This window comes from Streptomyces sp. GDS52 (assembly GCF_052246875.1).
GTDB lineage: Bacteria > Actinomycetota > Actinomycetes > Streptomycetales > Streptomycetaceae > Streptomyces > Streptomyces cathayae.
In genome coordinates this window covers 17,771-41,091 of the sequence record NZ_JBQQCR010000003.1, presented here as the reverse complement: position 1 = coordinate 41,091, position 23,321 = coordinate 17,771, and the positions used below count along the sequence as shown (strand labels likewise).

32 protein-coding genes are annotated in these 23,321 nt (G+C 70.9%); 31 read left to right on the top strand and 1 reads right to left on the bottom strand.

Annotation, left to right across the window (positions count from 1 at the left end; translation table 11 throughout):
- Positions 1 to 74: 74 nt before the first annotated feature.
- A complete protein-coding gene (locus ACTWJ9_RS33045) occupies positions 75 to 806 on the bottom strand; it encodes a GntR family transcriptional regulator (protein WP_443296195.1) in 732 nt (243 codons plus the stop codon).
- Positions 807 to 1,050: 244 nt separating this feature from the next.
- Between ACTWJ9_RS33045 and ACTWJ9_RS33040 the strand changes: the two genes are divergently transcribed.
- From ACTWJ9_RS33040 to ACTWJ9_RS32890, 31 genes are all read left to right on the top strand, one after another.
- Positions 1,051 to 1,293, top strand: coding sequence for a hypothetical protein (locus ACTWJ9_RS33040; RefSeq protein ID WP_443296194.1), 243 nt, complete (start codon positions 1,051 to 1,053; stop codon positions 1,291 to 1,293).
- Positions 1,293 to 1,508 (top strand): hypothetical protein, encoded by a 216-nt coding sequence (locus ACTWJ9_RS33035; protein WP_443296193.1) that lies wholly within the window; start codon positions 1,293 to 1,295, stop codon positions 1,506 to 1,508. The genes ACTWJ9_RS33040 and ACTWJ9_RS33035 overlap by 1 nt, the downstream gene beginning before the upstream one ends.
- A complete protein-coding gene (locus ACTWJ9_RS33030) occupies positions 1,508 to 1,984 on the top strand; it encodes a hypothetical protein (RefSeq protein ID WP_443296192.1) in 477 nt (158 codons plus the stop codon). The genes ACTWJ9_RS33035 and ACTWJ9_RS33030 overlap by 1 nt, the downstream gene beginning before the upstream one ends.
- Positions 1,985 to 2,038: 54 nt before the next feature.
- A complete protein-coding gene (locus ACTWJ9_RS33025; RefSeq protein ID WP_443296191.1) occupies positions 2,039 to 2,209 on the top strand; it encodes a hypothetical protein in 171 nt (56 codons plus the stop codon).
- 143 nt (positions 2,210 to 2,352) lie between these two features.
- A complete protein-coding gene (locus ACTWJ9_RS33020) occupies positions 2,353 to 2,613 on the top strand; it encodes a hypothetical protein (protein ID WP_443296190.1) in 261 nt (86 codons plus the stop codon).
- Complete coding sequence (locus ACTWJ9_RS33015) at positions 2,610 to 2,735, top strand: hypothetical protein (protein WP_443296189.1); 126 nt, start codon at positions 2,610 to 2,612, stop codon at positions 2,733 to 2,735. The genes ACTWJ9_RS33020 and ACTWJ9_RS33015 overlap by 4 nt, the downstream gene beginning before the upstream one ends.
- Positions 2,736 to 2,755: 20 nt before the next feature.
- Entirely contained in the window at positions 2,756 to 3,427 is a 672-nt protein-coding gene (locus ACTWJ9_RS33010) for a hypothetical protein (protein ID WP_443296188.1), read from the top strand.
- Between the two features lie 23 nt (positions 3,428 to 3,450).
- Positions 3,451 to 3,684, top strand: coding sequence for a hypothetical protein (locus tag ACTWJ9_RS33005; RefSeq protein WP_443296187.1), 234 nt, complete (start codon positions 3,451 to 3,453; stop codon positions 3,682 to 3,684).
- A gap of 35 nt (positions 3,685 to 3,719) precedes the next feature.
- Entirely contained in the window at positions 3,720 to 4,916 is a 1,197-nt protein-coding gene (locus tag ACTWJ9_RS33000) for a hypothetical protein (RefSeq protein ID WP_443296186.1), read from the top strand.
- A 34-nt stretch (positions 4,917 to 4,950) separates the two neighbouring features.
- Complete coding sequence (locus tag ACTWJ9_RS32995; protein ID WP_443296185.1) at positions 4,951 to 5,463, top strand: DUF6197 family protein; 513 nt, start codon at positions 4,951 to 4,953, stop codon at positions 5,461 to 5,463.
- A 1-nt stretch (position 5,464) separates the two neighbouring features.
- Entirely contained in the window at positions 5,465 to 6,085 is a 621-nt protein-coding gene (locus ACTWJ9_RS32990) for a hypothetical protein (protein WP_443296184.1), read from the top strand.
- A gap of 143 nt (positions 6,086 to 6,228) precedes the next feature.
- A complete protein-coding gene (locus ACTWJ9_RS32985) occupies positions 6,229 to 8,262 on the top strand; it encodes a hypothetical protein (RefSeq protein WP_443296183.1) in 2,034 nt (677 codons plus the stop codon).
- Positions 8,255 to 8,638 carry a hypothetical protein gene (locus tag ACTWJ9_RS32980; RefSeq protein WP_443296182.1) on the top strand — a complete coding sequence of 128 codons (384 nt, stop codon included), beginning with the start codon at positions 8,255 to 8,257 and terminating at the stop codon, positions 8,636 to 8,638. The genes ACTWJ9_RS32985 and ACTWJ9_RS32980 overlap by 8 nt, the downstream gene beginning before the upstream one ends.
- A gap of 78 nt (positions 8,639 to 8,716) precedes the next feature.
- Entirely contained in the window at positions 8,717 to 10,975 is a 2,259-nt protein-coding gene (locus ACTWJ9_RS32975) for a type IV secretory system conjugative DNA transfer family protein (protein ID WP_443296181.1), read from the top strand.
- 284 nt (positions 10,976 to 11,259) lie between these two features.
- Positions 11,260 to 11,883, top strand: a complete 624-nt coding sequence (locus ACTWJ9_RS32970; protein WP_443296180.1) for a hypothetical protein — start codon at positions 11,260 to 11,262, stop codon at positions 11,881 to 11,883.
- On the top strand, positions 11,880 to 13,412 hold the full coding sequence (locus tag ACTWJ9_RS32965; protein WP_443296179.1) for a terminase large subunit domain-containing protein: 1,533 nt from the start codon (positions 11,880 to 11,882) through the stop codon (positions 13,410 to 13,412). The genes ACTWJ9_RS32970 and ACTWJ9_RS32965 overlap by 4 nt, the downstream gene beginning before the upstream one ends.
- A 76-nt stretch (positions 13,413 to 13,488) precedes the next feature.
- Positions 13,489 to 15,384 carry a hypothetical protein gene (locus ACTWJ9_RS32960; protein WP_443296178.1) on the top strand — a complete coding sequence of 632 codons (1,896 nt, stop codon included), beginning with the start codon at positions 13,489 to 13,491 and terminating at the stop codon, positions 15,382 to 15,384.
- A gap of 65 nt (positions 15,385 to 15,449) precedes the next feature.
- Entirely contained in the window at positions 15,450 to 16,280 is an 831-nt protein-coding gene (locus ACTWJ9_RS32955; RefSeq protein ID WP_443296177.1) for a hypothetical protein, read from the top strand.
- A 98-nt stretch (positions 16,281 to 16,378) separates the two neighbouring features.
- Positions 16,379 to 16,795: a head decoration protein gene (locus ACTWJ9_RS32950; RefSeq protein ID WP_443296176.1), complete on the top strand. Its 417-nt coding sequence runs from the start codon at positions 16,379 to 16,381 to the stop codon at positions 16,793 to 16,795.
- A 15-nt stretch (positions 16,796 to 16,810) separates the two neighbouring features.
- Positions 16,811 to 17,875, top strand: coding sequence for a major capsid protein (locus ACTWJ9_RS32945; protein ID WP_443296175.1), 1,065 nt, complete (start codon positions 16,811 to 16,813; stop codon positions 17,873 to 17,875).
- A gap of 3 nt (positions 17,876 to 17,878) precedes the next feature.
- Complete coding sequence (locus ACTWJ9_RS32940) at positions 17,879 to 18,160, top strand: hypothetical protein (RefSeq protein WP_443296174.1); 282 nt, start codon at positions 17,879 to 17,881, stop codon at positions 18,158 to 18,160.
- A 92-nt stretch (positions 18,161 to 18,252) separates the two neighbouring features.
- Complete coding sequence (locus ACTWJ9_RS32935) at positions 18,253 to 18,591, top strand: hypothetical protein (RefSeq protein WP_443296173.1); 339 nt, start codon at positions 18,253 to 18,255, stop codon at positions 18,589 to 18,591.
- Positions 18,588 to 19,433 carry a hypothetical protein gene (locus ACTWJ9_RS32930; protein ID WP_443296172.1) on the top strand — a complete coding sequence of 282 codons (846 nt, stop codon included), beginning with the start codon at positions 18,588 to 18,590 and terminating at the stop codon, positions 19,431 to 19,433. The genes ACTWJ9_RS32935 and ACTWJ9_RS32930 overlap by 4 nt, the downstream gene beginning before the upstream one ends.
- Complete coding sequence (locus ACTWJ9_RS32925; RefSeq protein ID WP_443296171.1) at positions 19,430 to 19,882, top strand: hypothetical protein; 453 nt, start codon at positions 19,430 to 19,432, stop codon at positions 19,880 to 19,882. Before ACTWJ9_RS32930 ends, ACTWJ9_RS32925 begins: the two co-directional genes overlap by 4 nt.
- A 125-nt stretch (positions 19,883 to 20,007) precedes the next feature.
- Complete coding sequence (locus tag ACTWJ9_RS32920; RefSeq protein ID WP_443296170.1) at positions 20,008 to 20,397, top strand: hypothetical protein; 390 nt, start codon at positions 20,008 to 20,010, stop codon at positions 20,395 to 20,397.
- A complete protein-coding gene (locus tag ACTWJ9_RS32915; RefSeq protein ID WP_443296169.1) occupies positions 20,397 to 20,837 on the top strand; it encodes a DUF6093 family protein in 441 nt (146 codons plus the stop codon). The genes ACTWJ9_RS32920 and ACTWJ9_RS32915 overlap by 1 nt, the downstream gene beginning before the upstream one ends.
- Complete coding sequence (locus ACTWJ9_RS32910) at positions 20,837 to 21,235, top strand: hypothetical protein (RefSeq protein WP_443296168.1); 399 nt, start codon at positions 20,837 to 20,839, stop codon at positions 21,233 to 21,235. Before ACTWJ9_RS32915 ends, ACTWJ9_RS32910 begins: the two co-directional genes overlap by 1 nt.
- Positions 21,235 to 21,708, top strand: a complete 474-nt coding sequence (locus ACTWJ9_RS32905; protein WP_443296167.1) for a hypothetical protein — start codon at positions 21,235 to 21,237, stop codon at positions 21,706 to 21,708. The genes ACTWJ9_RS32910 and ACTWJ9_RS32905 overlap by 1 nt, the downstream gene beginning before the upstream one ends.
- 130 nt (positions 21,709 to 21,838) lie before the next feature.
- Positions 21,839 to 22,312 carry a phage tail tube protein gene (locus tag ACTWJ9_RS32900; RefSeq protein WP_443296166.1) on the top strand — a complete coding sequence of 158 codons (474 nt, stop codon included), beginning with the start codon at positions 21,839 to 21,841 and terminating at the stop codon, positions 22,310 to 22,312.
- A 101-nt stretch (positions 22,313 to 22,413) separates the two neighbouring features.
- Positions 22,414 to 22,941, top strand: coding sequence for a hypothetical protein (locus tag ACTWJ9_RS32895; protein ID WP_443296165.1), 528 nt, complete (start codon positions 22,414 to 22,416; stop codon positions 22,939 to 22,941).
- 26 nt (positions 22,942 to 22,967) lie between these two features.
- Positions 22,968 to 23,303, top strand: a complete 336-nt coding sequence (locus ACTWJ9_RS32890) for a hypothetical protein (protein ID WP_443296164.1) — start codon at positions 22,968 to 22,970, stop codon at positions 23,301 to 23,303.
- Positions 23,304 to 23,321 lie beyond the last annotated feature (18 nt).

Here is a 23,321-nt window from a genome sequence, read left to right as displayed (position 1 = left end):
CTGCCGTGTCTTCGCAGGGCTGCGGCATGTGGGGCGGCCGGCCGTGCCACTGGTGCGGTCGGCCGTACTACGTCTTACTCCTGGGGGCGCAGGGATGTGGTCCAGCGGAGGATCGTGGACCCCTCAGCGACCTTGACGGCCACCTCGACAACGCGGCCATCTTCCAGCGTCACAGTGCGAACTACCTGGGTAACGACGACCTCGCCCGCAGTCAGCCCCAACGCCTCCTTCTCAGCCGTCGTGGCGTGCCGGCTCGTCACCTCCTCCAGCACCTGATCCTGGTCGAGCCCCAGCCGTTCCGCCGCAAGCTCCCGCGACGCGCCGGTGGACACCGGCTCCGTCAGCTCGGGAGTCACCGCGATCACGTAGGCCGGGTAATAGCTGCTGCTCAGATGGATCGGAAGCCCGTTCCTGCTGACAACCCGGCGACGCACCTGCACCGGCGTCCCAGGGACTACGTCCAGCCGTGACGCCACCAGTTCGTCGGCGCCGGTCGTCCCGACTTCCAGGATGCGCGAGACCTCGCCGCCATCCAGAGCGCTACCGGTAGTTGCGTACAGAGCCACCCTGGTGCCGATGTTGTTGCTGGCAGGACCAGCGACGATCGTTCCCACGCCGGGCTTCGCGAGCGTGAGCCCTTCCATCTTGAGAACCCGGTAGGCGCGGTTCACGGTCGTGTGCGCCACGCCGAATTGCTCGCTGGCCGCCTTGAAACTCGGCAGGGTGTCACCGGGCCTGAGCGTCCCGTCGCGGATCTGTCGGCGGAAGTGCTGAGCGATCTCCGGGTATCCGGGCGTTTCGCGCATGGTCGACCTCCTCTCTGTCGTTAGTGCTGCGCTCCATGCGCGCAGCGGTACATCCCTGAGAGTAGTCGAAAGAAACTCTGTTCGCTAGCACTAGCGATACGAGCGCGAGGGCGCTACATTGGGGTTGTCGGTGACGACGGCGGCCTCAGAAGCGCCGAAAGACCCGGGTGGTTGCACACCCGGGCCTCTCAGTGGCCCCGAAGGACCCGGCACATCGCTACCCGCCTCAACAGGAGCGACCGCCATGGAAAACCGTATCGGACGGACGGCCCCGGGCCGCACCGCCACCACTCAGGCCGATGAGGCCCTGCGCCGGGTCACCGCCGCGCCGACCCGTATCGACATGTCCGCCCCGAACGGCGACGCCATCCGCGCCACCGCCCAGGCCGGCGGCCACCTCGAGCTCCACGACTCCACCCGCCCCGACGTCGCCCCGGTCGTCCTGGACGACTTCCTCATGGCTGTCCTGCGCGGAGAGGTGGCGTGATGCAGCAGCCCGCCCTCGAGACCATCCCCACCGGCGAGTACTCCCCGGCCGCGGTCGCCCACAACCACCCCCACCTGTACGCCGACGTCACCGACCTGTACGACGCCGTCGACCCGTGGTCCTACCTGGACGACGTCCTCACCTCCACCGACCCCGACGCGGCGGCCGCCGCCTACGAGCAGATCGTCACCGGCGAATGGGACGGCGAACTGTGATGCCCGGCCCCACCCCGCTGGACGGGACCGAGCTGAACGACCTGCTGGACGACCTCACCGACGGCAGCAACATCCACGAAGGTATCCACCAGATCGCCGCCGGTATCCGCGCCCTCGCCACCGACCCCGCCATCGACCGGCCCGCCCTCCAGCTCCTGATCGCCCAACTCGCCGGCAGCGCCGACGGCTGGGACGTCATCGGCGCCGTCGGCCACCTCATCGAGCACCTCACCGCCCACACCCCCACCGTCCGCGCCCTGGACGACGACACCCGGAAGGACACCGCCCGCCAGGGCTGGCTCACCCAGCACGCCCTCACCGACCCCACCCTCCGCGAACCCGCCGCCACCGCGTGCGCCGCCCTCGACACCCGGAGGGAGGTGCCCCCCATGACCCGACTGACCGACGAGCAGCGAAAGGAGCTGTCGAAGAAGGTCGCCGACGCGAACAAGAAGTCCACCAACCGCCCCCGCTGACCCCCGACCGGGGCCCGGACACCGCCGGGCCCCACCGATCCGAGAGGACACCCCATGGGATTCATCGCCGACAAGACCACCGAACTCCGCACCGCCGTCCAGAACGGCGACAGCACCCGCTCCGCCCAGATCATCACCGAGACCGTCCTCGAGTCCGGCCGCAGCTTCGAGGACACCATCCGCGAGATGACCGACACCGACCGCCGGCAGCAGCGCCGAACCTGACCCCCGACCGGGGTCCGGCCGCCGACACCCCCACGACGGCCGGACCCCACCCCACTGGCCGCGCCGGAGTCCGCCCCGACCCCATGCGGGGCGGGCCCCAGCACCACCAGCGGAACCACCCGCCCCGACCCGGAAGGACCACCGTGAACAAGCAGCGCATCAAGACCAACGCCATCAACACCACCGCCAACATCACCTACTACGGCGGCACCCTCGGAGCCGGCATCGGCCTCTACGAGCTCATGAACCAGCCCAGCGCCCTCGGCATCGTCGCCGTCCTCGTCTTCACCCTCACCGTCGAAGGCATCCTCCGCACCCTCATCGACGAGGCCCTCGACTCCCTCCTCCCCGCCGCGGACACCGCCCCGGCCACCGTCTCGCTGGCCAAGGAGACCGCCCGATGACCGGCCGCGAGTTCCGCGCGCTCCACGGCGACCCCGCCGACTGGGACGACGACGAGTACGACACCTACTTCGCCCTCACCGCCGACCAGACCACCCCCGGCGACTACCAGCCCGCCGCCTGACCACCAGGGAGGAACCGACCATGCCCGGCACCGCCACTGCCACCGTCCACTGGAACCCTCCGGCCACGTCCGTCTGGTACGACCAGACGCTCATCAACGGCCGGACCTACCACACGCGGCACCGGGCCCCGGACTCCGTGGCCTGCGGCACCTACCTGGACGACCTCGCCGACGGCCAGCGGGACACGCTGCGCGCCGTCCACGAGGCCGCTCACGCGGTCGCCGGACTGGCCGCCGGCTCCTTTGTCCACTACGCCCGGATCTCCACCACCGCCGAGCTGCGGGACCGCACTCCGGACGGCCAGGGCATGGTCGCCGGTGGTGACGTCCACGGCTGCAACCTCACCGACGGCCAGAGCTTCGCCGCCTTCATGGGCGCTGGTGAGCGGGCGGAGGACCGGTGGCTGCGCGAGAACGGGCTGTGGAGCCACACCCGGGCCGTCGGTATCGAATTCGGGGCTTACACCGACCGCCGCCAAGTCCTCGACCTCAACCCCCACATCGGGTTCGACGGCGGCCTCAACGACTATCTCGTGGTCCACCACCTCGCCGACCAGTTCCTGAGCCAGCACTGGGGTGCCGTCCTCGCCGTCGCCGACGTACTGGCCACCCGGCTGCACCTGACCGGCGGCCACATCGCCGACCTGGCCGGAATCCCGAACGGCACCCACTCCGCAACCTGTACCGCCTGACCACCGGAAGGACACCGAACCCGATGTTCGCCACGTACAAGGAAAGCCGCCGCCACAACAAGCTCATGAAGGTCGCCCACAACCTGCTCTACAGCGCCTACATCAGCGCCGCCCGCAGCCCCGCCGACGTCACCGCCCAGGACGTCGCCGCCGACGCCTTCGGCCGCCACCAGATCGAACTGGACCTCGACGAGGCCCAGAAGTTCCTCGACGCCGCCCGCGTCGCCCGCGGCGAGTCCACCACGAACAACGCCTGACCCCCACTCCACCGACACCGGAAGGACCCACGCCCATGCTCACCGACATCCACACCACAGTCGGACGGGTGCCCGTGTACGCATGGGCCGCCCTCCTCGCCCTGGCCACCCTCGCCGTCGGCTACCGCATCGCCGCCAAGACCCGCGCCCGCACCAGCCAGCGCAAGCCCGCCGACAAACAGAAGCGGCGCACCGTCACCGGCCTCCTCGGCATGGGCCTCGTCGTCGTCGCCGGCCTCGCCCTCTCCACCAACACCTCCGCCCGCTTCGCCGAGAAGCGGCTCCACATGGACTCGCCGCTGCACATCACGGTCGGCCTCGTCCTCGAGGCCATCGTCCTCGGCCTGTCCCTGTACGCGTGGGCGTTCAACGACAAGGGCGCCACCCGCACCGCCTACTTCCTCGTCTTCGCCCAGGCCGTCGGCGCCATCGAGGTCGTCCGCCAGGAGAACGAGGACATCGGCACCGCGCTGGTCCGCATCGTCGGCCCCGTCATGCTCGCCTACGGCCTGCACAAGCTCCTCGGCCTCGAGGCCAAGCTCGGCAAGATCGAGATCAAGTCCGACGGGATCCTCGCCCGCTGGTGGCGCGACCGCCTCCAGCGCCTGGAGAGCCAGCTCGGCATCGGCTCCCGCGGCGCCGACGCGCAGGCCATCAGCCGCCGCAACGCCCAGGACAAGCTCATCACCCTCGCCACGCTCGGTAAGCCCCGGCTCATGAGCAAGCGCGCCTACGAGAAGGCCCTCATGCGCGCCGGCGACGCCTCCTTCCACGGCCTGGACGACACCCTCGACCAGCTCGGCACCGAGATGACCATCACCACCCGCATCGACCGCATGGGCGCCTTCAAATCCCTCCCGGACCGGTCCGAGACCTACGCCCTGCGGTCCCTGCGCCCCACCACCGGCCCCCAGGGCGCACCCGACGTCGCCCCCGACGACATCAGCGCCCTGACCAGCGAGGGCGCAGCAGGGCGCACCACAGGGCCCGACACGGGCGCGCCCGAGGCAACCCCCAGCGAGGCGCAGGCGAACAAGAGGCCCGACGGGGGCGACACCGACCGCCGCAGGCTCGCCTTCGACCTGTACTTCGACCTCCGCGGCACCGGCCCGGCCCCCTCGCAGAACGCCTTCGAGCAGGCCTGGCGGAAGGCCGGCTACGGACTGAAGACCGACGACATCCGCGCCCTCTACAAGGACATCCACACCAAGGTCACCGGTGACAACAAGTAACCGCCTCCCCCGGATGGAGACGAAAGGAGAACGAGTGAACGAGACCCGCACCCAGCCGAAGCCGCGGACGGCCACCCCGGCCGCGGCCCCGGCCCGCGTCCACCCCACACCGGTACGCCCGGCCCGGCCGCTCCCGGTCCTGCCCACCGCACCGCAGGCACCCGGCTGGACCCACCGGCTCCTGCCCGCCCCCCTCCGGCGCACCATGGCCGGCCTCGGCTGGTGGCAGAACCCCACCCCCCAGCGCCCCTCCACCCACCTCGAACAGACCCTGGACGTCCTCCACCGCTACGGCTGGTGCCAGTCCCTCGACGTGTCCCCCACCGGCCGCATGTGCATCCGCGGCGCCCAGACCCTCCTCGAGAGGACCGGCCACGTCACCCCCCACGCCCGCGAACGGGCCGTGGCCTACATGCAGCACACCCTGACCCAGGCCGGCATCCAGATGAGCTTCTTCACCTGGAACGACCTGCCCGGCCAGACCCTGCCCGCCGTCGAAAACCTGCTGGTCAGCGCCTCCCGCGCGGCCCGAGCGAACGGAGAATGACATGACCCCCAACCAGCCCGAATACGACCCGGAATTCCACAACGTCATCCACGGCGGATACGGCATTCCCGCCCAGCCCGAATTCACCGACCCCACCCCCTACGGAATTCAGACGCATTCCGGTGCGGCCCCGGTGAAGACCGGCCTCACCCCGCGCGGAAAGGCCGCCCTCGGGGTCGGAACCGTCGCCATCGCCTGCGCCAGCCTCTTCGGCTGGCAGCACTACAGCGCCCAGCAGGCCGCGAACGAGGTCCGCGCCCAGGAATTCGCCATCCAGAAGCAGCAACTCGAACTCGAGAAGCTGAAAGAGCTCAACAAGGTCAACGCGGCGCAGCAGGAAACCCAGGCCACCGAGAACGCGGCCCGCCAGAAGCAGATCGACGCCTGCGTGGCCGACAACAAGGGCCTGGTCGGCAAGCAGCTCGGGGCCTCCTACCGGTCGGTGGTGGAGGACTGCCAGGCCCAGTACCCGGCCACCAGCAGCACCGACATGCAGGCCGTCGCCACCACCGCCGACCCCACCGGCGGCGGCGTCAACCCCGGCCTCCTCCTGGGTGCCGGCGTCCTCGGTCTCGGCCTGGCCGTCGCCGTGAAGAAGAGCACGAAGAGTCACCCCGCCTGACTTCCTCCTCCGCTTCCTTCCCGCCCCGAAACCCCCCGCCTCATACCCGCACGCGAGGGCTTGATCAGGGGAATTCGGGGCCGGGAGGAAGGGAGGAGGAGGAAACCACCCACCCCCATGACCACACACAGTGAGGAACCCTGATGGCGAGCAACGCGGTCCCCGCGGCCGTCCCCGGCCCCACCGACCCGCCCCCCAGCACCGCACCCACCACCCCCGCCGCCGCCGGCGGCACGCAGCAGCAGCCGGGCGGGATGGCCGGGCTGCTCGCCCCCGTCACACCCACCCGCACCGCCTTCACCCTGGACCCCGACCCGGCCGCGGAAGCCACCCCCGGCGACCAGGCCGTGACCGACGCCAGCAGCGCCACCTACCGCACCGAGAGCACCCCCGACGACACCCCGGGGAACACCGGAAAGGCCCCGGCGGGAAAGCAGGAGCGCAGCGTCCTGCGGGCGTGGATGCTGGCCGGTGCCGAACGCTGGAAGAAGGGCGCCGACGCCCGCAACAAGCGCCTCGACATCCAAAAGGCGAAGGCGCAGGCCCGGCAGGTGAAGGAAACCGTCACCGTGAACCGTGCCGAGAAAATGGTGGGCGGGTCGACGAATTCCAGCACCGGCAGCAAAAACAATGCCGCCGGGAAGTCCCTGAACAGCAAGTCCAACGGGGCCGGAAACGGTGGCGGCACGGGGCCGAAGAACCGGCCCGGCGGCACGAACAGTTCCGGCGGGGGCCAGTCCGGCAGCACAGGCCGCAGCGGGTCCGGCGGCCCGGCCGGAGGCGGCAGCCGCGGCAGCAACACCGGGACGAAGCCCGGCGGATCCGGGCGCACCAGCACGGGCAACGGCAAGGACTCCAGCAGCGGACGCGGCACAGGCAAGGACAGCGGCCCCGTGAAGCAGCCCGGCGGGAAGCCCGGCGGCGGCAGCGGCGCCGGGCCGAAGCACGACACGAAGCCCACCGGGCCGGGACCGAAGACCAGCGGCGGATCCGGGGGAGGGGCAGGCAAGTCCGGGTCCTCCGGTACGCAGGGCCCGGCCGGGAAGCCCGGCAAGGACGGCTCCGGCCCGAAGACCCCCACCAAGTCCCAGGACGCCACGAAGCCGTCCACGACCGGCCCGGCCCCCGACACCGGCAAGAACACCCCGACCGGCACGGAGACCCGACCCAAGGGCCCCGACTCCAAGGGCAACGCGAGCAAGGTCCGCCTGGACAAGACCGGCCGCACCAACGGCAAGACCGCCGACGGCACGCCCGGCACGGACCCCAAGAAGCCGCAGCGCGGTGACGCGCAGCCGACGACGAAGGACGGCCAGGAGCCCCGGAAGCCGCAGGACGGCGGCACCGGCACGCAGCAGACGGCGAAGACCGGCACCGCGAAGGACGGAAAGGGCACCGAGCCCACCAAGCAGACCGGCCCGCGCGTGCCCGCCCCCCGCATCAACCTCCAGAACTCCCGCGAGGCCGGCTACCGCGACGGCACCCGCGCCGCCAAGGCCGTCGCCCACACCCAGGCCTGGCGCGACGGCGCCCGCGACGGATACGCCGACACCACCCAGGCCGCCGCCCGCGAGAAGACCCGCCTGGACAAGGCCCACACCGACCGCAAGAACGCCCGCACCCACCCCGAGGACACGCCCGTGACCGCACCCGCCTCCAGCGCCGACTACCAGACGGTGCCGCCCAAGCCCGACCACGCCCCCGGCCCGCAGCCCGTCCAGGTCGCGTCCATCGACGCCACCCACGTCCACCTCGGAGACGGCGCCGCCCGCCCCTCCATCAGCCGCGGCGAGGTCCGCACCCTCCGCCAGTTCCAGCAGCGCCTCGAGGCCAAGACCGACACCATGACCCGCGTCGGCGAGGCCACCCGCGTCCTCGAGCAGCACGCCCTCGAGCAGGCCAAGCAGGTCACCGACCTCCTCGAGCAGGCCCGCAGCGTCGAAGGCGGCGAGAAGGTCGTCGCCGCCCTCACCCGGCTCGCCGACACCGCCCAGGTGCAGGCCGGCAAGGCAGCCGAGATCCACCAGCGGGCCGTCCGCGCCGGCGAAGCCTGCACGGTGCTCCACACCAACACCGAGACCCGCTACGGCGGCATCTACCAGGCCGTCCAGGACTCGCCCGAAACCAGGGCCGCGCGCATGACCTACTACCGCGACATGGAGACCGCCAATGTCTGACCTGACCTACGCGCAGCTCGCCAAGCAGACGGCCGCCCTGGCCAAGGACATCGCCCGCAGCAGCGAAGCCATCCGCGGCCACGCCACCAGCATCAGCACCGAAGCCCAGGACACCGGCCGCACCGCCGAATCCATCGGCGCCCTCAAGGTGGATGCCGCGACCGTCGCGGAAACCCGCGAACTCGCCGCCCTGATGGACGGCGTGTCCACCGCCGTCGTCGACTACGCGACCGCCGCCGACACCACCGCCCACGCCGCGCAGGCCGCCCACGACCAGAACCAGGCCAGCCACGCCCGGATCGGGGAGGCCGCCGCCCGCTCCTCGGTCGGCCGGGAGGTCTACGACGTCGACTCCGGCTGGTTCACCCAGGAATAACCCCCCGCCACCCCTCCCCCTGCGGCCGGGACCACCACGGTCCCGGCCGCCCCCCGAACCCCTCCCAAGGAGCCCCCGATGAGCCAGCCCACCCCCACCACCGCCCGCCCCGTCGCCACCGAACGCGCCATCGCCTACGCCGAAACCTTCGCCCCCATCGCCACCGGCGTCACCACCCCCTTCCTCGACGGCTCCGCCGCCATCCTGGGAGCCGTCGCCTACGGCGGTACGGCCGGCTTCCTCGCCGCGAACTACATGAACCGCCTCCCACCCCACCTCATCGACCAGCTGCCCGCCGGGGACATCATCCGCGCCCACCGCTCCACCCTGTTCGGCTCCACCCTCACCACCGGCATGGCCCTCCTCATGGGCACCGTCCAAGGAGCGGAAGGCGCCGACGCCCTCATGGCCGGCTGGCTCGGCATCGCCGACCAGCCCCTCCCCGGCATCGTCTCCCTCGGCTGGTGGGCCGCCGTCGCCCTCGTCCCCATCAAACTCCGCAAGGTCCTCGCCCGCCCTCGCAAGCCCAAGCCGACCACCACCGCCCCGCCCGGCACCACCGCGGCCCACGTACCGGCCACCGCCGCAGAGAAGATCGCCTACCGCTGGTACGAGGTCATCTCCAACCGGGACACCGGCACCCACAGGGACCAGGAACTGGAACTCCGCACCCTCACCGCCATGCGCTGGACCGGCACCATCACCGTCCCCATGGGACAGTCCGTCACCGTCACCAAGGACACCGTCTCCTCCGCCTACCGGATCCCCATCGAATGGATCTACTTCAAGCCGGGAGCCCACGCCGGCGAGGTCCACCTCACCGTCAACCTCCAGGCCCCGCCCGAGCTCGACCCCAACACCCTCGCCGGAGCCTGGCGCAAGTGGGTCGCCAAGAGCGGCGGCGTCATGGCCGGCACCCACCTCGAGAACGCCCAGACCGACCCCAACACCGGCGGCGAAGTCGCCTACGTCGTCGCCGGCGAAGACCTCGACAAACTCCCCCTCCCCGACCGGGCCAGCCTCGCCGGAGCACTGCGCACCAACAGCCTCCTCTGCTCCTACAGCCCCGTCCCCGGCGACCCCCGCAAGGGCGAAATCCGCCTCATGAAACACAACCCCCTCCAGAACGGCGTGCCCTTCCCCGGCACCCACGTCCTGAAAATCAGCGACGGCGGCTACGTCCAGATCGGCCGCCACGTCTCCGGCTTCCCCGCCCGCATCCAGTTCACCGACCCCGTCCTCGGAGCCCGCCACCTGTTCATCGCCGGCGTCACCGGCTCCGGCAAGGGCGGCCTCGTCCAGATCGTCGCCCTCGCCGACCACGTCAACGGCCACGCCATCATCTACGGCGACCCCAAGGGCTCCTCCAACCCCGACGTGGAAACCATGGCCTGCTACAGCGGCCTCGTCGACGACGTCATCGGCGCCCTCCGCGTCGCCTACGCCCTCATGAACTGGCGCATGGAAGAGTCCGCCCGCCTGCGCATGAAGAACTTCCAGGCCACCCCCGACCGCCCCTGGGTCCGCGTCATCCTCGACGAGGCCCACGTCCCCCTCTCCGAGATGGAGGACCACAAGAAGGAAGCCGCGATCATCGTGGAAGCCCTCGCCGCCAAGGCGCGCTCCCAGGGCATCATCCTCACGATCGTCAACCAGGCCGTGAACGCCGACAAGCTCGGCGGGTCCACCACCCTGCGCACCAACGTCATCCAGGGCGGATCCCTCGCCATGCTCCGCTCCGACTCCGCACAGAAGCACCTCGTCACCACCGGCTTCGAAGGCGTCGACCCCGGCGACATCCCCGCCGCCTGGGACGTCGACCGGCCCCTCGTCTACGACGACACCGTCACCATGAAGGACCCCAAAGCCACCTTCGGCCTCGGCTACACCCTCGGCCCCGGCGGGGCAGCCGAGATGATGCGCACCTTCATCCTCGAGTCCGCCGCCCCCCACATCGACCACACCCGCATCGCCTACCCCGCCGACTGGCCCGGCTGGGACGACCGGCACGAGATCGCCGCCACCTCCATCCTCGGAGACGGCGAGCACACCGACCCGGACGCCGACGGCGCCTCCAGCCTCCTGAGCGGGATCAGCTTCGCCCCGAAGAAGCCCGCCAGCGCCGACGAGAAACTCCTCAAGGCGCTCACCGAGTTCGCCGACCCGGAAGGCATCGACATCAACTACCTGCACAAGGACGACCTCGGCCGCGCCGCCGGCGTGGAAGGCCGCACCCGCGACAACGCCCTCACCGAGCTGGTGAAGGCCGGGAAGATTCACCGCGGCCCGGAGCGCGGCACCTACGGCCTCGGACCCGACCCCGACCCCGGCCAGTAGCCGCCGGGGGATAGCGGCTCAGACAAACCGCTTCCCATGCCCCACACTCAGAACTGCACGGCCCGGACCGGTACCGGTGTCCCCGCGCCCTACCGTCCCCGGGCCGTGCCAGCAGACCCGCCCGGACCATCCCGGGCGCGCCACGGCCCCGCCACCAATCCCCCGGTGGCGGGGCCGTTCCCTGCCCACCCCCGGGCCAGGGGGAACAGAACACCGAAAATCGGCGATCATCCCTACAAGGCGCGGGGCCGACAATCACACACACGAGCGGGAGCCCCACCGCCATGGGATGGTCAAAACTCAAACTGGACGAAGTCACCGTCCGCCGCACCCACCTCCTCAAACTGCGCCGCCAAGGCGTCCGCTACGACGATCCCCGTGTCGAAGCCCTCGGCTACTCCAGCCCCGACAGCGCCCGCCGGGACCTCAGCCGCGCCCTCCAAGCCCACCGCGACGCCGAAGCCGCCGAAGTGTCCATCTACCGGCAGCAGGAGAACGAACGCCTCGACGACGAACTCAGCCGCCTCCAGAAACTCGAAGCCGCCGCCCACGTCGTCCTCAACAACCGCCACATCATGGTCAACAACGGGCGCGTCATCCTCCACCCCGACACCAACCAGCCCATGGAAGACGACGCCCCCGTCCTCCAGGCCATCGACCGGCTCGTGAAAATCGAAGACGCCCGCCGCCGCAACAGTGAACGCCGCGCGAAACTCAACGGCCTGGACATGCCCGTCAAGACCGAAGTCACCGGAGCCGACGGCGGACCGCTGGCCCTGTCCACCGCCGACCCGGACAAGCTGGCCGCGCTGATCGCCGCCACCAGCCGGCTCGACTCCGAACAGCCGGCCAACACGGCCACCTCCACCCCCGACGAGGACGACGAAGACGAGGACCGTGCGCAGTGACCACGGCGCTTGAGGATCAGGTAGCCCTCTACCGGACCCTCCCCGTCCAGCAGCGCCAGCAGATCGCCCGGCTCGCGGACGACGAAACCCGGGCGGCTCTGGCGTGGGCGGAGCGGCAGATGGCCATCGAACGCTCCCCCGGGTCGATGGCCGCCGCGCTGACCGGCGGCCGGGAATGGCAGGCCCGCCACCTGGACCTCATCGACAAGGCCTTCGTGCGGATCGCCAACGGCGAGCGGATGCGCGTCCTGCTGAACATGCCTCCGAGGCACGGGAAGAGCGCCCGTGCCGCACGGTGGGCGCCGCTGTGGTACCTGGCCCGGCACCCCGACCACCGCATCATGATCGCCTCGTATGCGGCCAAGCTCGCCGAAGGGCACGGCCGGTGGATCCGCGACAGCATCAAGGAGCACGGCCAGGACATCGGTATCGAGCTGCGGTACGGCTCGCAGGCCGCCAACCGGTTCGACCTCGCCGGAACCGAGGGCGGTCTGGTCACCGCAGGCGTCGGTGGATCTTTGACCGGCATGGGCGCAAATGTCGCAATTGTCGACGACCCCCTGAAAGACGCCAAGGAAGCCGACAGTCCCGTCAAACTCGCCAACCTCTGGGACTGGTGGCAGCAGGTCATCAACACCCGCATGGAACCCAACGGCTCCATCGTCGTCATCCAGACCCGCTGGTCCCAGAACGACCTCGCCGGCCGCATCCTCCAAGACGGCGCCGACGGCTGGACCGTCCTCAACCTGCCCGCCATCGCCATGACCGAAGGCGACCCCCTCGGCCGGGCCGTCGGCGAACCGCTGTGGCCCGAACGGTTCCGCCGCAAGCACCTCAACCGCTTCAAAAAGGATGTCGGCGAACGCGGCTGGTGGGCCCTCTACCAGCAAGAACCCCGCCCCCTCGAAGGCGGCGTGTGGAAATGGCCGTGGATCACCGACCACCGCATCACCCCCCAAGCGTTCCGCGGCGTCGACCTCACCCGCACCCTCGTCGCCATCGACACCGCCGGCGGCCGCGAAGACAGCGACGAAGTCGGCCTCATCGGCGGCGGACGCGACGCCGCCGGGGACATGTACCTGCTGGCCGACCGGTCAAAGAAGATGGGCGCCGCCGAATGGGGCCGCGAAGCCTGCCTGCTGGCCATCGAACTCCAGGCCGACGCCTTCGTGGTGGAGGCGAACTTCGGCGGAGACATGGCCGCCCAGATCCTCCGCCAGGCCTGGCAGGAACTCGAACGCGAGGCCGCCACCAACCGCCTGCTGATGCCCCGCATCATCGAGGTGACCGCCAAGGTCGGCAAACGCCTGCGCGCCGAACCCGTCGCCCAGCTCTACGAGAACGGGCACGTCCACCACGTGGGCGAGCTCCCCGGCCTCGAGGTCCAGTACGTGTCCTGGATCCCCGGCATGGACTCCCCGGACCGCCTGGACGCCGCCGTCCACCTCATCACCGAGCTCGCCGACCCGGCACAGGAAGGACTCGGCACCCAGCGCTACGCCGACCAGCGGCTCCGCGGTCGGCGGTAGCCGGGGGAAGCCCCGCGCCCCGCGCCCGTACCCTGATCACAAGGCGCGGGGCCTGGGAACAGCGGGAAGGAATGCTGTGGGCCTCATCTCCGGCCTCAAGTCGGTCATCATCGACCGCTGGTCATGGCTGAACTACAAGCCGCTGTACAGCGACTCCCTGGGCATGCCCAACCGGCGGGCGTTCCCCGAAGCGCACGCCACCTGGGTCCCCGCGTACGACGAACGCCGCCTCGCCGCGTACAAGCTCCTCACCGCCTACGACCACAACCAGGTCGCCGAACTCACCGCGTTCCGCGACGGCGAGGCGGCCCGCGACGGCCGCGAGTTCGGCGACCCGTCGATGTTCATCGACACCATCACCAGCCACGTCCTGGGCGACGAACAGACCATCACCGTGCCCGGCGCGGAGAAGGCCGGCGGCGAGCAGGCCACCCCCGAAGCGGCCACCGCGGACCGCGTGCAGAGCCTGCTGCGCGCATGGGCCGACGAGGAACTCCTTGCGATGCGGCTGCTCCAGACCGAACGCAAGGCCGTCACGCTCGGGGACGGCGTCTACCTGCTGCACTGGGATCCCGACAAGCAGCGCGTCCGCGTCCGCACCTACGACCCCGGCCTCTACTTCCCGATCATCGGCGAGGACGACGACGGCTCCGACTACCCCGACCGCATCCACTTCGCGTGGGAACTCCCCGAGGACAGGCCCCGCCGGCTGCCCGCCCGGCTGCGCCGCATCACCTACCACCTGGACTGGATCCGCCCGCAGACCGCGAACGGCGTCGACCAAACGGGCCGCCCCCTGCGCGCCCCCGTCATGTCCGAGCCCACCGAGGAGCAGGCGGCGCAGCCCGTCCTCGGCCGCGGCGACACCCTGGATGGCAACGGGTCGATCACCCGCCGGTACCCGTGGTCCGAGCGGCCCTCCTACAAGACGGTGTATCTCACCGACGCCACCTGGGAGCTGGGCGACCTGAAGGGCCCGGTCGACGTCGACTCCCTGCCGATGGACAAGGCGCACTTCGCGACCAACGGGCAGGGCGAGATCCTCGACCGGCTGGACCTGTACCAGGACTTCATCCCGGTCATCCACGTGCCCAACACTGTGCCCGAACCGGGCGAGCACTGGGGGGAGTCGTCCCTGGCGAAGGTGCTCCAGGTGTTCGACGAACTCGCCGGCGCGGACACCGACTCCGGGAAGGCGTCCGCCACCACCGGATCCCCCATCCTCGCCATCTCCGGTAAGGCGGTCACCAGTCAGCAGCAGTACACCGCCGGCCCCGGCATGGTCTTCACCCTGGGCGAGGGCGGCGCGCTCAGCACCGTCGACACCAGCGCCAACCTCGCCGAACTCCGCAACCAGGTTCACGACCTCAAGGGCCGGGCCGCGACCACCGCCCGGCTGCCCGCCGTCGCCCTCGGTACCTCCGACCCCGCGCAGTTCTCCTCCGGCTACCAGCTCGAACTTGCCCTCGGGCCGCTGGACTCACTCATCTCCGGGATGCGGCTCGCCCGCGACCACGCCGACCGGCTGCTGCCGAAGTTCGTGCAGCGCCTGTTCCAGGCCGGGCAGCACCCCGACTGGATCGACCTGCCGGTCCTGCCCGCCAAGCTGACCCGGGGCGCGTACACGCCGACCGATAAGGCCGCCGCCCTCGAGGAAGTCGCCACCGCCCGCAAGGCCGGCCTCATCAGCCTGGAGACCGGGATCCGGCGTCTTCAGGAGATCGGCTGGCCCATCGAGGACGCCGAAGAGGAGATCCGCCGGATCGACGCCCGCTCCTTTGCGGACGCCCGTCTCCTCGCCGACGCCCTGAACAACCCGGAGGAGACCGCCCGGTTCCTCGGCAGGCAGGCCCCGGATGTGCCGGAGGCCCCGCCGGTGAACCTGCCCCCGGCCGGGGGCGACGACGGTACCGGCGACGACCCCGAGGGCGACGACGGGAACCCGGCGCAGGGGAGCGGGGGGAACACGTGACGAGATCTGTGCTGCACTTGGATCTAGGCGCGGGGCCTGATCTGTCCATGGGAGGACTGTCTTCAATGCGTCGCCCCGCGCAGCACCGCCCCGGTCTCACCGCCGCCCACGGCTGGGCCCACCCCTACACCGGCATCCAGTCGCTCGCCGTCTTCTACAACGACGGAGGCCAGGGTGACGGCGGCAACCAGCCCGCCCCCTCCCCGGCCGACCTCGCCCACCGGGCCCCGCAGCCGCCCGCCAACCAGCCCGCCACGCAGACCGGCGACGACGAGGTCCTCCTGGACCACCGCACCGGCGCCCCCATGACCCAAGCCGCCTTCGCGAAGATCATGGCCAGGGAGAACGCCAAGGGCCGCCGCAACATCCTCCGTGAACTCGCCGAAGCCGCCGGTGTGCCCTTCGACCCGGACGACTTCGACGTCAACCGCTTCGGGAAGCTGTTCAAGGAGACCGAGGAAGCCCGCAAGGCGCAGCTCAGCGAAGAGCAGCGCCGCATCGAGGAACTCACCGCCCGCGAACAGGCTCTCGCCGACCGGGAAGCCCAGGCCGCCCAGCAGGCCGCCGAAGCCGCCCGCCGCGACCGCGAGACCCGCATCCGCTCCGCCCTCGTCTCCCTCGGAGCCACCGGCGACGACCTCGAGGACGCCACCCGCCTCCTCACCGTCCCCGACGACGCCACCGACGAACAGATCACCCAGGCCGCCACCGAACTCAAGGAACGCCGCGGCGTCCTCTTCGGCGCGACCGCCCCGCAGACCCTCCCCCCGGCCCCGTCCGGCGGACCGGCCGGCGGCAACGCCCCCCGGCAGCCCGCCGCGGGCAAGGACGCCGTCCGGGAAGCCGCCCGCGCCCGCGCCCGCGCCATGGGCCTGCGCACCGACGAAGCGGCCTGAACAACTCCAGACCAGGGACCACGCCCTAACCCCCGTGGACGGCGTCACGCAGACGTCATCACACGAACACCCGCGTACATCGCGAAAGGGGCTACGGCGTGGACATCCAGCCGTACACCAGCACCGAGACGCTCGCTGTCGGCCGCCCGTGGCTCATGAGCATGCTCGGCATCGAAGCCAACCAGTCCGTCACCCTCGACCTCGCCGCGTTCGACGAGGACACCCACTGGCTGCCGCCGACCGGACACCAGCCGCAACGCAAGCTGAAGTCGGGCATCCCCCTCGGCAAGAACAGCACCAGCGGCCTGTACGGCCCGTACGACAGTGCGGCCACCGACGGCACCCAGACGTTCGTCGGGTTCCTGTTCACCGAGATCTCCTACGCCCCGACCAGCACCCGGGCCGTCGCCCCGCTCATGGTCCACGGGCAGATCGACCCGGAGAAGCTGCCCGTCCCGTTCGACCCGGCCACCGTGGCGGACGGCTCCAACACCCAGTTCATCTACAAGGTCTGAGCAGGAGACACCGACATGGCCAACGACATGCTGGAGCTCCTGCTCCGCGACCTGTCCCCGACCGAGATCAACGTGTTCGCCCGGGAAATCCAGACCCCGGCCGACTACCTCCTCACCCAGTCCGTCATCCCCGAGCGGACCATCGACTCCGTGCAGTGGGAGCACCGCGGCACCCGCCGCCGGGTCGCCGCCGCCTCCTACCGGGCGTGGGACGCGCAGACGAAGGTCGCCACGCGTGAGATCACGCAGTTCGCGACCTCCGGCAAGCTCCTCCCGCTGGGCCAGAAGTACATCGTCGGTGAGTTCGAGACCATCCTCCAGAACATGGACCGCGGCATCGACAGCCGGGACCTGGTCAACACCGTCTACCAGGACGTTGCCGACCACGTGCTGTCCATCAAGAAGCGTCTGGAACTCGCCGCCGGTGACCTGCTGGCCGACGGCAAGTTCTCCCTGGTCGGCGAGAACGGCCTCACCATCGAGGCCGACCACAAGGTGCCGGCGGCGAACATGCCGACCGCGTCCACCCCGTGGACCGACCCCGCCGCCGACATGCTCGGTGACGAGATGCGGTGGCTCGAGGTCCTGCGCTCCTCCGGAGCCCCCACGCCGGCCCGCGCCCTCACCTCGTACAAGACGATGGCGCTGGCCATGGGCAACGACTCCTACCGCGCCGCCTACTACGGGTCGGTGAACTCCGCATCGACCATTCCCACTGCGGTCCTCGCCCCCAACGAGGTCAACGTGGTCCGGGCCCGCTACGGTCTCCCGCCGATCACCACGTACGACGTGAAGATCGAGCTGGAGGGCGGCTCCGACGCCCGCGTGCTGCCGGAGAACATGTTCTTCCTGCTGCCGCCGAACCCGCAGCAGTGGGCGGAGACCCAGTACGGCCTCACCGCCGACGGTCTCCTCCTCTCCCGCAGCGGCAACCCCGCCATCGAGCGGGAGGACGCCCCCGGCATCGTCGTCACCCGCGGCTACCAGGACGACCCGCCGCAGGTGTGGACGAAGGGCTCCGCCGCCGCGCTGCCGGTCATGTACGTGCCGGACATCCACATCGCCGCGACGGTGTGGTAAGCCATGGCCACCCTGCGATCCACGGTGTACGTGAAGGACCCGGAGTCCCACCAGACGGTGGTCCTGGAGGCCGGTAGCTCCCCGGAGCCGCGTCTGGCGGCCCTGGTGACGAACCCGTCCGCGTGGGAGGGCGGCAAGCTCCCGGCTGCCGCCACCAAGTCCGCCGACTCCTCCCCGTCGTCCGACGACGGCGAGAGGGACGGCGACAAGCCGGCCGCGAAGCGCGCGGCCAAGCGGCCCGCTCGGGGCCGGAGCGCCGCTGGCGAGGGCGACAGCGGCGACTAGCGGTGTGCGGGTCCGCCCCTGTGGTGGGGGCGCCAACCGGCGGGCCCGCACCCGCACCCCTTCCCACCCCCTTCAGTCCCGGGAGGACAGTCATGGCCCTGACCGCCGCCGTCACCGCATGGCTCCGCGGCGAACTCGGCACCACCGCCGACCTCGCGGACCTCGAGGCCCGCTACTCCCGGCTCGGCACCGCCCGCGCCGTCGCCCTCGAGGTCCTCCGGGAGCGGCTTGCCGCGCTGCGCGCCCAGCCCGCCACCGTCAACGTGTCCGGCGTCGTCTCCGTCGGCACCGGCGAGAACATCAAGGCGTACGAACGGCAGATCGCCGCCCTCGAGAACGGGGAGCCGCCCGCCCCCGACGACCCGGACGACGGCAGCACCGGCGGCGACGGGATCGGCATGCTGCGCCTGGTCGAACGGCCCCGCCGATGACCACCCCCGTCCGGCGCCGCGGCCGCACCCTCCGCCAACGCCTCCTCGGCTACATCACCGGCGCCGTGGACCGGCTGCGGCAGGCGTGGGCGATCCTGACCGGCGCACAGACCCGGCTGCTGTCCGCGCTCGCGGCGATCCGGCCCGGCCGCCACTCCGGCAGCGGGCCACGGCTGCGCGCCGCCATCGCCGACTTCAACACGTCCCTCGCGGCGTTCCACCGGGCGGCCATGGCGTGGACGGAACGCTGGGCGGCCACCGATCTGCCCCTCATCTACCGGGAGGGCGCCTGGACGCTGCTGGACAACGCGCTGCGCCCCACCACCCGCTTCTCCTGGACCGACCGGCACCGGGCGGCCATCACCCAAGCCTCCGCGCAGTACTACGCGGACCTCACCGCCCGGATCACCGAGGCGCTGCGCCGGGCCAGGGCGTTCCTCCGCGACGCCCAGGACGCCGCCCGCGACCCCGACGCGGCCCGCCTCGACACCGAAGCCCTGCGCCAGCAGCACCCCCTCGACACCGTCGTGTACGCCAACAACTCCCGGCATCCCGTGGACGCGTGGGCGAGTGCGGCGGTCACCTGGCAGGCCGTCACCACCGCCAACACGGGCGCGGCTCGCACCGCCCTGGACGAACTCGGCACCGAGTGGGTGGAGATCCGGGACGGCGCTGATTGTGGGTGGCGGGAGCACAAGGACCCGGACCGCGCCAACCGCACCCTGCGCACCGTCCAGGACGCCCTCGCTCATCCCGTGGCGCACGCCCACTGCCAACGGGAGCTGCTGCCCCGCATGGACCTCATCGGCCGCACCGAAATCCGCACCGGAGCGCCCCTATGACCGACGCCCCCATCGCCCTCACCGTGCACCCCGGCGGCGGTGTCCCGCCGGAGTGGCGCCGCCTCCTCATCGTCGACTGGCTCACCACCAACGGCATCAACCCCGCCGACGTGTCCTCCGACGACCCGATCACCGTACTCACCCTGCCCCACACGCCCTCCGACCCGGACGAGCCGTGGCTGGTGCAGGTCATCGTCCTCACCCAGTACCACCGGAACGTGTACGGCGTCCGCGAACAGAACCTGCTCACCCGACGCCCCGTGGCGTTCCAGCGGACCGTGCCGCTCCAAGAACCCTTCCCGACCGACCTCCCGGACGGAGAGGACCGTGGCGAAGAGCCGCAAGTCGAAGCTGTCGAAGAAGAGCAACGCCCGCCGGAACACGAAGAGCGGGCGGAAGCGGATGAGCAGCAAGCAGTTCGCCCTGCCGGGCAAGCGCTACAGGATTGATGATCTTGCTCACGCCAGAAATGCCCTGGCCAGGGTCGGGCAGCACGGATCAGCCAAGGAGAAAGCCGCCGTTCGCAAGGCGGTGACCCGCAAGTATCCAAGCCTGAAGAGGAAGAAGTAGCCCAGTGACCGAGCCCCCCGCGGAGCCGCAGGCGCACGGTGTCCGGATCGACGCCCAGCCCGGCCACGCCACCATCAGCATCGGCGGCACCCCCCTGCCCCCCGGCACGGTCACCGGATACGTCGTCCAGCACGACATCGCCGCAGGGCTGCCCACGCTGATCCTGCACACCCGGCAACCCGACGGGACCGCCTTCGAGGGCCTCGCCCGGGTCGCCGTCGGTATCCCGCAGACCCCGGCCAGCGTCATCGCCACCTTCCTGCGCGAGGTCGACCCCGTCCTCCTCGACCAGGAGGCGCTGAACCGGGCCGACTACGGCGGCGGCCCGGGGGCGACCGCCCGCGCCATGCTCGCCACCCTGTCCGAGTGGGCCCACACCGGAGGAGGCACCTGATGGCCGGCCTGGACCTCGGACCGATCACCACCCTCGTGGAGGGCCTGATCCTGCTGGACGTCGTCCGCTTCACCAGCCCCGCCGGCGGCCCGCCCGTCTTCAACCCCGACACCGGCCAGTACGAGGTGCCGGAGGGCGCTGTCCTGTACGAGGGCCCCGGGGCCGTGCAACCCGGCTCCACCTCCGCCGTCGCCAACATCCCGGTCCCCAACCAGCCGTGGGTGGATGAGACCGCGTCCAACTACCGCGCCTACACGCCGCTGTCGGCGCCGCTCGCCGTCCGGGACACCATCGTCACCGTCGTCCAGGTCCATGCGGGCGGGGACGTGTCGCTGATCGGCCGCCAGTGGCGGGCCAACGACCCGTCCCAGGGCGGCACCCTCGGTGTCATCCGGGTCACCAGCCTGGACCAGATCCAGCAAACGGGCGGGGGCGCGTGATGGACCTCGAGGACCTGGCGCCCCGGCTGGAGGAGGCGGCGGACCGGGTGGGGCCGGAGGTGAACCGGACGGTGCAGCAGCAGGCCCGCCTCGCCCGCGCGATGATCCGCTTCAACGCATCCGGCCGTCCGGGCCCGAACATCATCACCGGCGACTACTTCGACTCCTGGGGGCCAGCGCAGCCATTCGCCGTCCCCGACGGCGGAGGGGCCCTCCTCGGCACCGACCGGCCGCAGGGGCGCCGCCTCGAGTACGGCTTCATGAACATGTACGACAGCCTGGGCCGGTTCTTCCGGCAGCCCCCGTACCCGCACGTGGAGCCCGCCGTGACCGAACTGTCGGCGGAGTACGAGGACGCGTTCAAGGACGCCCTGGACCGCATCTTCGGGGGTGCCTGATGATCGAGAGACGGCCCGTCACCCTCGGCCTGCAAACCCTGCTGGCCACCCTCACCGGACGCCCCGTCGGCCTGCGCAGCGTCCCCCTGACCGCCGCCGGTCAGCCGGTGGCGCCGCCGTACACGATCCTGGACCCCCTCGACCGCATCGACGACACCCGCACCCTCGCCGACAACCAGCGAGCCGCCGTCATGAACTATCAGGCCACGTTCGTCTCCGGACCGACCCCAGGCGTACCGGACAGCCGGGGCGGGGATGAGCAGGCGCAGTGGCTCACCGACCGCGCCTGGAAGGTCGTCGAACGGCCCGCGAACGGATCCCCCGGCTACGCCCACCCCCTCAGTGTCGGGCCCGGCGTCACCTGCTGGCGGCGGGAGGCGACCGAGGCGGGGGGAACATCCGACGCAGGAGATGCCATCATCACATCAGTGATCCGATTCCGGCTCTTCCTCGAGGAGCAGCCGCCCGCCTGACCCCCTGGGGGTTGGGCATCACCGCACCGCGGCGGGACCCCACGCGGACGCCACCACGCAGGTGGCCGCCACACCAGACACGTGTAGCAGGGGCCCCACTTCTCGGCCCCATTTCCGCGAGGGGCCAATCATGAGGTTCAACCGCAAGGGCACCACGAAGATTCTCTTCCTGCCGACCATCGCTGCCGCCGACACGCTGATCCCGACCTCTGCGGAGATCTCCGACGGCACCGACTACACGCAGCAGATCAACGCCATCGACGGCTGGTCCCTCGAGAACCAGCCCATCGAAACCCCGGACATGGCGTCCACGTTCGTCAGCAAGATCGGTGGCGACGACAGTGCGGCCGACTCCTCCCTCACGTTCTACGAGGACAGCACCGCCGACGACATCGAGACCGAGCTCGCCAAGGGCACGTCCGGCTACGTGGTGATCTTCTCCAAGGGCAACACGGCCGGGAACAAGGGGATGGATGTCTTCCCGGTGACCGTGGTGTCCAACTCGAAGCAGTACAGCGCGGACAACGAGCCCGCCCGGATCGCCGTCCAGTTCACGATCACCGCGCGGCCGCTGTTCAACGGGACGGTCCCTACCGGGCCGTGACCCGCGCCGGCTGACCCACCCCCTCCAAGCCCCCGGCCGGGCCCCGGTGTATCTGGGAAGGGCGCTGTGCGCCCGGCCGGGCCTTCCCAAAGGACCCGAACATGACCAGCAGCACCGCATGGGACGCGCTTGAGAAGCGCCTCAACAGCGTCAAGAAGCCCGTCAGTGTGTTCCGGCTGTGCGACGACCCCGACATCCGGGACCGCTACCTGACCGTGCGGAGGGAAGCCGAGCGGGCCGACACCTACCTGGACGGCCTCGCCAAGGACACGGACCCCGACGTGCGGGCCGTGGCGGAGCGGCAGGCCAAGGACGCCCAGGGCAGGCTCATGGCGGCGCAGAAGGCGTACGACGCGCACACCATCACCCTCCGCTTCCAGGCGCTCGAGCGGCAGGAACTCGAGGACCTGCTGGCCAAGCACCCGCCGACCGAGCAGGACGAGGAGAACGGCAACGAGTTCGCCGAAAGTTTCATGCCCGTATTGATCTCCGCCGCGTCCCTGGACGGCATGCCCGAGGAGGCCGCCGCCCGCTTTATGAGGGCGTGGATCCCGGCAGACGTGAAGGCCCTGTGGCAGGCCGCCTGGTCGGTGCAGCACACGCAGCGCACGGACCTGGGAAAAGGCTGATCGATGACGCCGACTTCCGCACCCAGATGGAGCTCTGCCACAAGTGGGGCATCCCCCACTCCCAGTTCCGCGGGCACGGGGACGGCACCTGGACCGACCTGGACCGCAGGAAGGCCCTGGCCTACGCCCACTACCTCAAGCAGGTCTGCCCCCAGTGCGGCACCCGGCCCGAGGAGTGGGACGAGAACGCGGGCGGCGACGAGGACGCCTACCGGGCCACCACCCACCGCTGCACCGGCTGCCAACTCATCGCCGACAAACAGAAAACCGTCCCCGACGGCGACGAGGGGCACGGCGTGCAAGTCGCCCTGATCCCCACCAGCGTCGCCGCCGCCCTCGAACTCCATAACCAGCACCGCTAGTCCAGGAAGGAGCCCGCC

Bases quoted from the DNA above. Each gene is read 5' to 3' on its own strand.
- ACTWJ9_RS32985 (WP_443296183.1), top strand. From the start codon at position 6,229: ATGGCGAGCAACGCGGTCCCCGCGGCCGTCCCCGGCCCCACCGACCCG.
- ACTWJ9_RS32895 (WP_443296165.1), top strand. From the start codon at position 22,414: ATGACCAGCAGCACCGCATGGGACGCGCTTGAGAAGCGCCTCAACAGC.
- ACTWJ9_RS32910 (WP_443296168.1), top strand. From the start codon at position 20,837: ATGGACCTCGAGGACCTGGCGCCCCGGCTGGAGGAGGCGGCGGACCGG.
- ACTWJ9_RS32915 (WP_443296169.1), top strand. From the start codon at position 20,397: ATGGCCGGCCTGGACCTCGGACCGATCACCACCCTCGTGGAGGGCCTG.
- ACTWJ9_RS32940 (WP_443296174.1), top strand. From the start codon at position 17,879: ATGGCCACCCTGCGATCCACGGTGTACGTGAAGGACCCGGAGTCCCAC.
- ACTWJ9_RS32990 (WP_443296184.1), top strand. From the start codon at position 5,465: ATGACCCCCAACCAGCCCGAATACGACCCGGAATTCCACAACGTCATC.
- ACTWJ9_RS33010 (WP_443296188.1), top strand. From the start codon at position 2,756: ATGCCCGGCACCGCCACTGCCACCGTCCACTGGAACCCTCCGGCCACG.
- ACTWJ9_RS33000 (WP_443296186.1), top strand. From the start codon at position 3,720: ATGCTCACCGACATCCACACCACAGTCGGACGGGTGCCCGTGTACGCA.
- ACTWJ9_RS32900 (WP_443296166.1), top strand. From the start codon at position 21,839: ATGAGGTTCAACCGCAAGGGCACCACGAAGATTCTCTTCCTGCCGACC.
- ACTWJ9_RS32975 (WP_443296181.1), top strand. From the start codon at position 8,717: ATGAGCCAGCCCACCCCCACCACCGCCCGCCCCGTCGCCACCGAACGC.
- ACTWJ9_RS32890 (WP_443296164.1), top strand. From the start codon at position 22,968: ATGGAGCTCTGCCACAAGTGGGGCATCCCCCACTCCCAGTTCCGCGGG.
- ACTWJ9_RS32935 (WP_443296173.1), top strand. From the start codon at position 18,253: ATGGCCCTGACCGCCGCCGTCACCGCATGGCTCCGCGGCGAACTCGGC.
- ACTWJ9_RS32905 (WP_443296167.1), top strand. From the start codon at position 21,235: ATGATCGAGAGACGGCCCGTCACCCTCGGCCTGCAAACCCTGCTGGCC.
- ACTWJ9_RS32980 (WP_443296182.1), top strand. From the start codon at position 8,255: ATGTCTGACCTGACCTACGCGCAGCTCGCCAAGCAGACGGCCGCCCTG.
- ACTWJ9_RS32945 (WP_443296175.1), top strand. From the start codon at position 16,811: ATGGCCAACGACATGCTGGAGCTCCTGCTCCGCGACCTGTCCCCGACC.
- ACTWJ9_RS32970 (WP_443296180.1), top strand. From the start codon at position 11,260: ATGGGATGGTCAAAACTCAAACTGGACGAAGTCACCGTCCGCCGCACC.
- ACTWJ9_RS33025 (WP_443296191.1), top strand. From the start codon at position 2,039: ATGGGATTCATCGCCGACAAGACCACCGAACTCCGCACCGCCGTCCAG.
- ACTWJ9_RS32925 (WP_443296171.1), top strand. From the start codon at position 19,430: ATGACCGACGCCCCCATCGCCCTCACCGTGCACCCCGGCGGCGGTGTC.
- ACTWJ9_RS32930 (WP_443296172.1), top strand. From the start codon at position 18,588: ATGACCACCCCCGTCCGGCGCCGCGGCCGCACCCTCCGCCAACGCCTC.
- ACTWJ9_RS32955 (WP_443296177.1), top strand. From the start codon at position 15,450: ATGCGTCGCCCCGCGCAGCACCGCCCCGGTCTCACCGCCGCCCACGGC.
- ACTWJ9_RS33040 (WP_443296194.1), top strand. From the start codon at position 1,051: ATGGAAAACCGTATCGGACGGACGGCCCCGGGCCGCACCGCCACCACT.
- ACTWJ9_RS33035 (WP_443296193.1), top strand. From the start codon at position 1,293: ATGCAGCAGCCCGCCCTCGAGACCATCCCCACCGGCGAGTACTCCCCG.
- ACTWJ9_RS33005 (WP_443296187.1), top strand. From the start codon at position 3,451: ATGTTCGCCACGTACAAGGAAAGCCGCCGCCACAACAAGCTCATGAAG.
- ACTWJ9_RS33015 (WP_443296189.1), top strand. From the start codon at position 2,610: ATGACCGGCCGCGAGTTCCGCGCGCTCCACGGCGACCCCGCCGACTGG.
- ACTWJ9_RS33030 (WP_443296192.1), top strand. From the start codon at position 1,508: ATGCCCGGCCCCACCCCGCTGGACGGGACCGAGCTGAACGACCTGCTG.
- ACTWJ9_RS33045 (WP_443296195.1), bottom strand. From the start codon at position 806: ATGCGCGAAACGCCCGGATACCCGGAGATCGCTCAGCACTTCCGCCGA.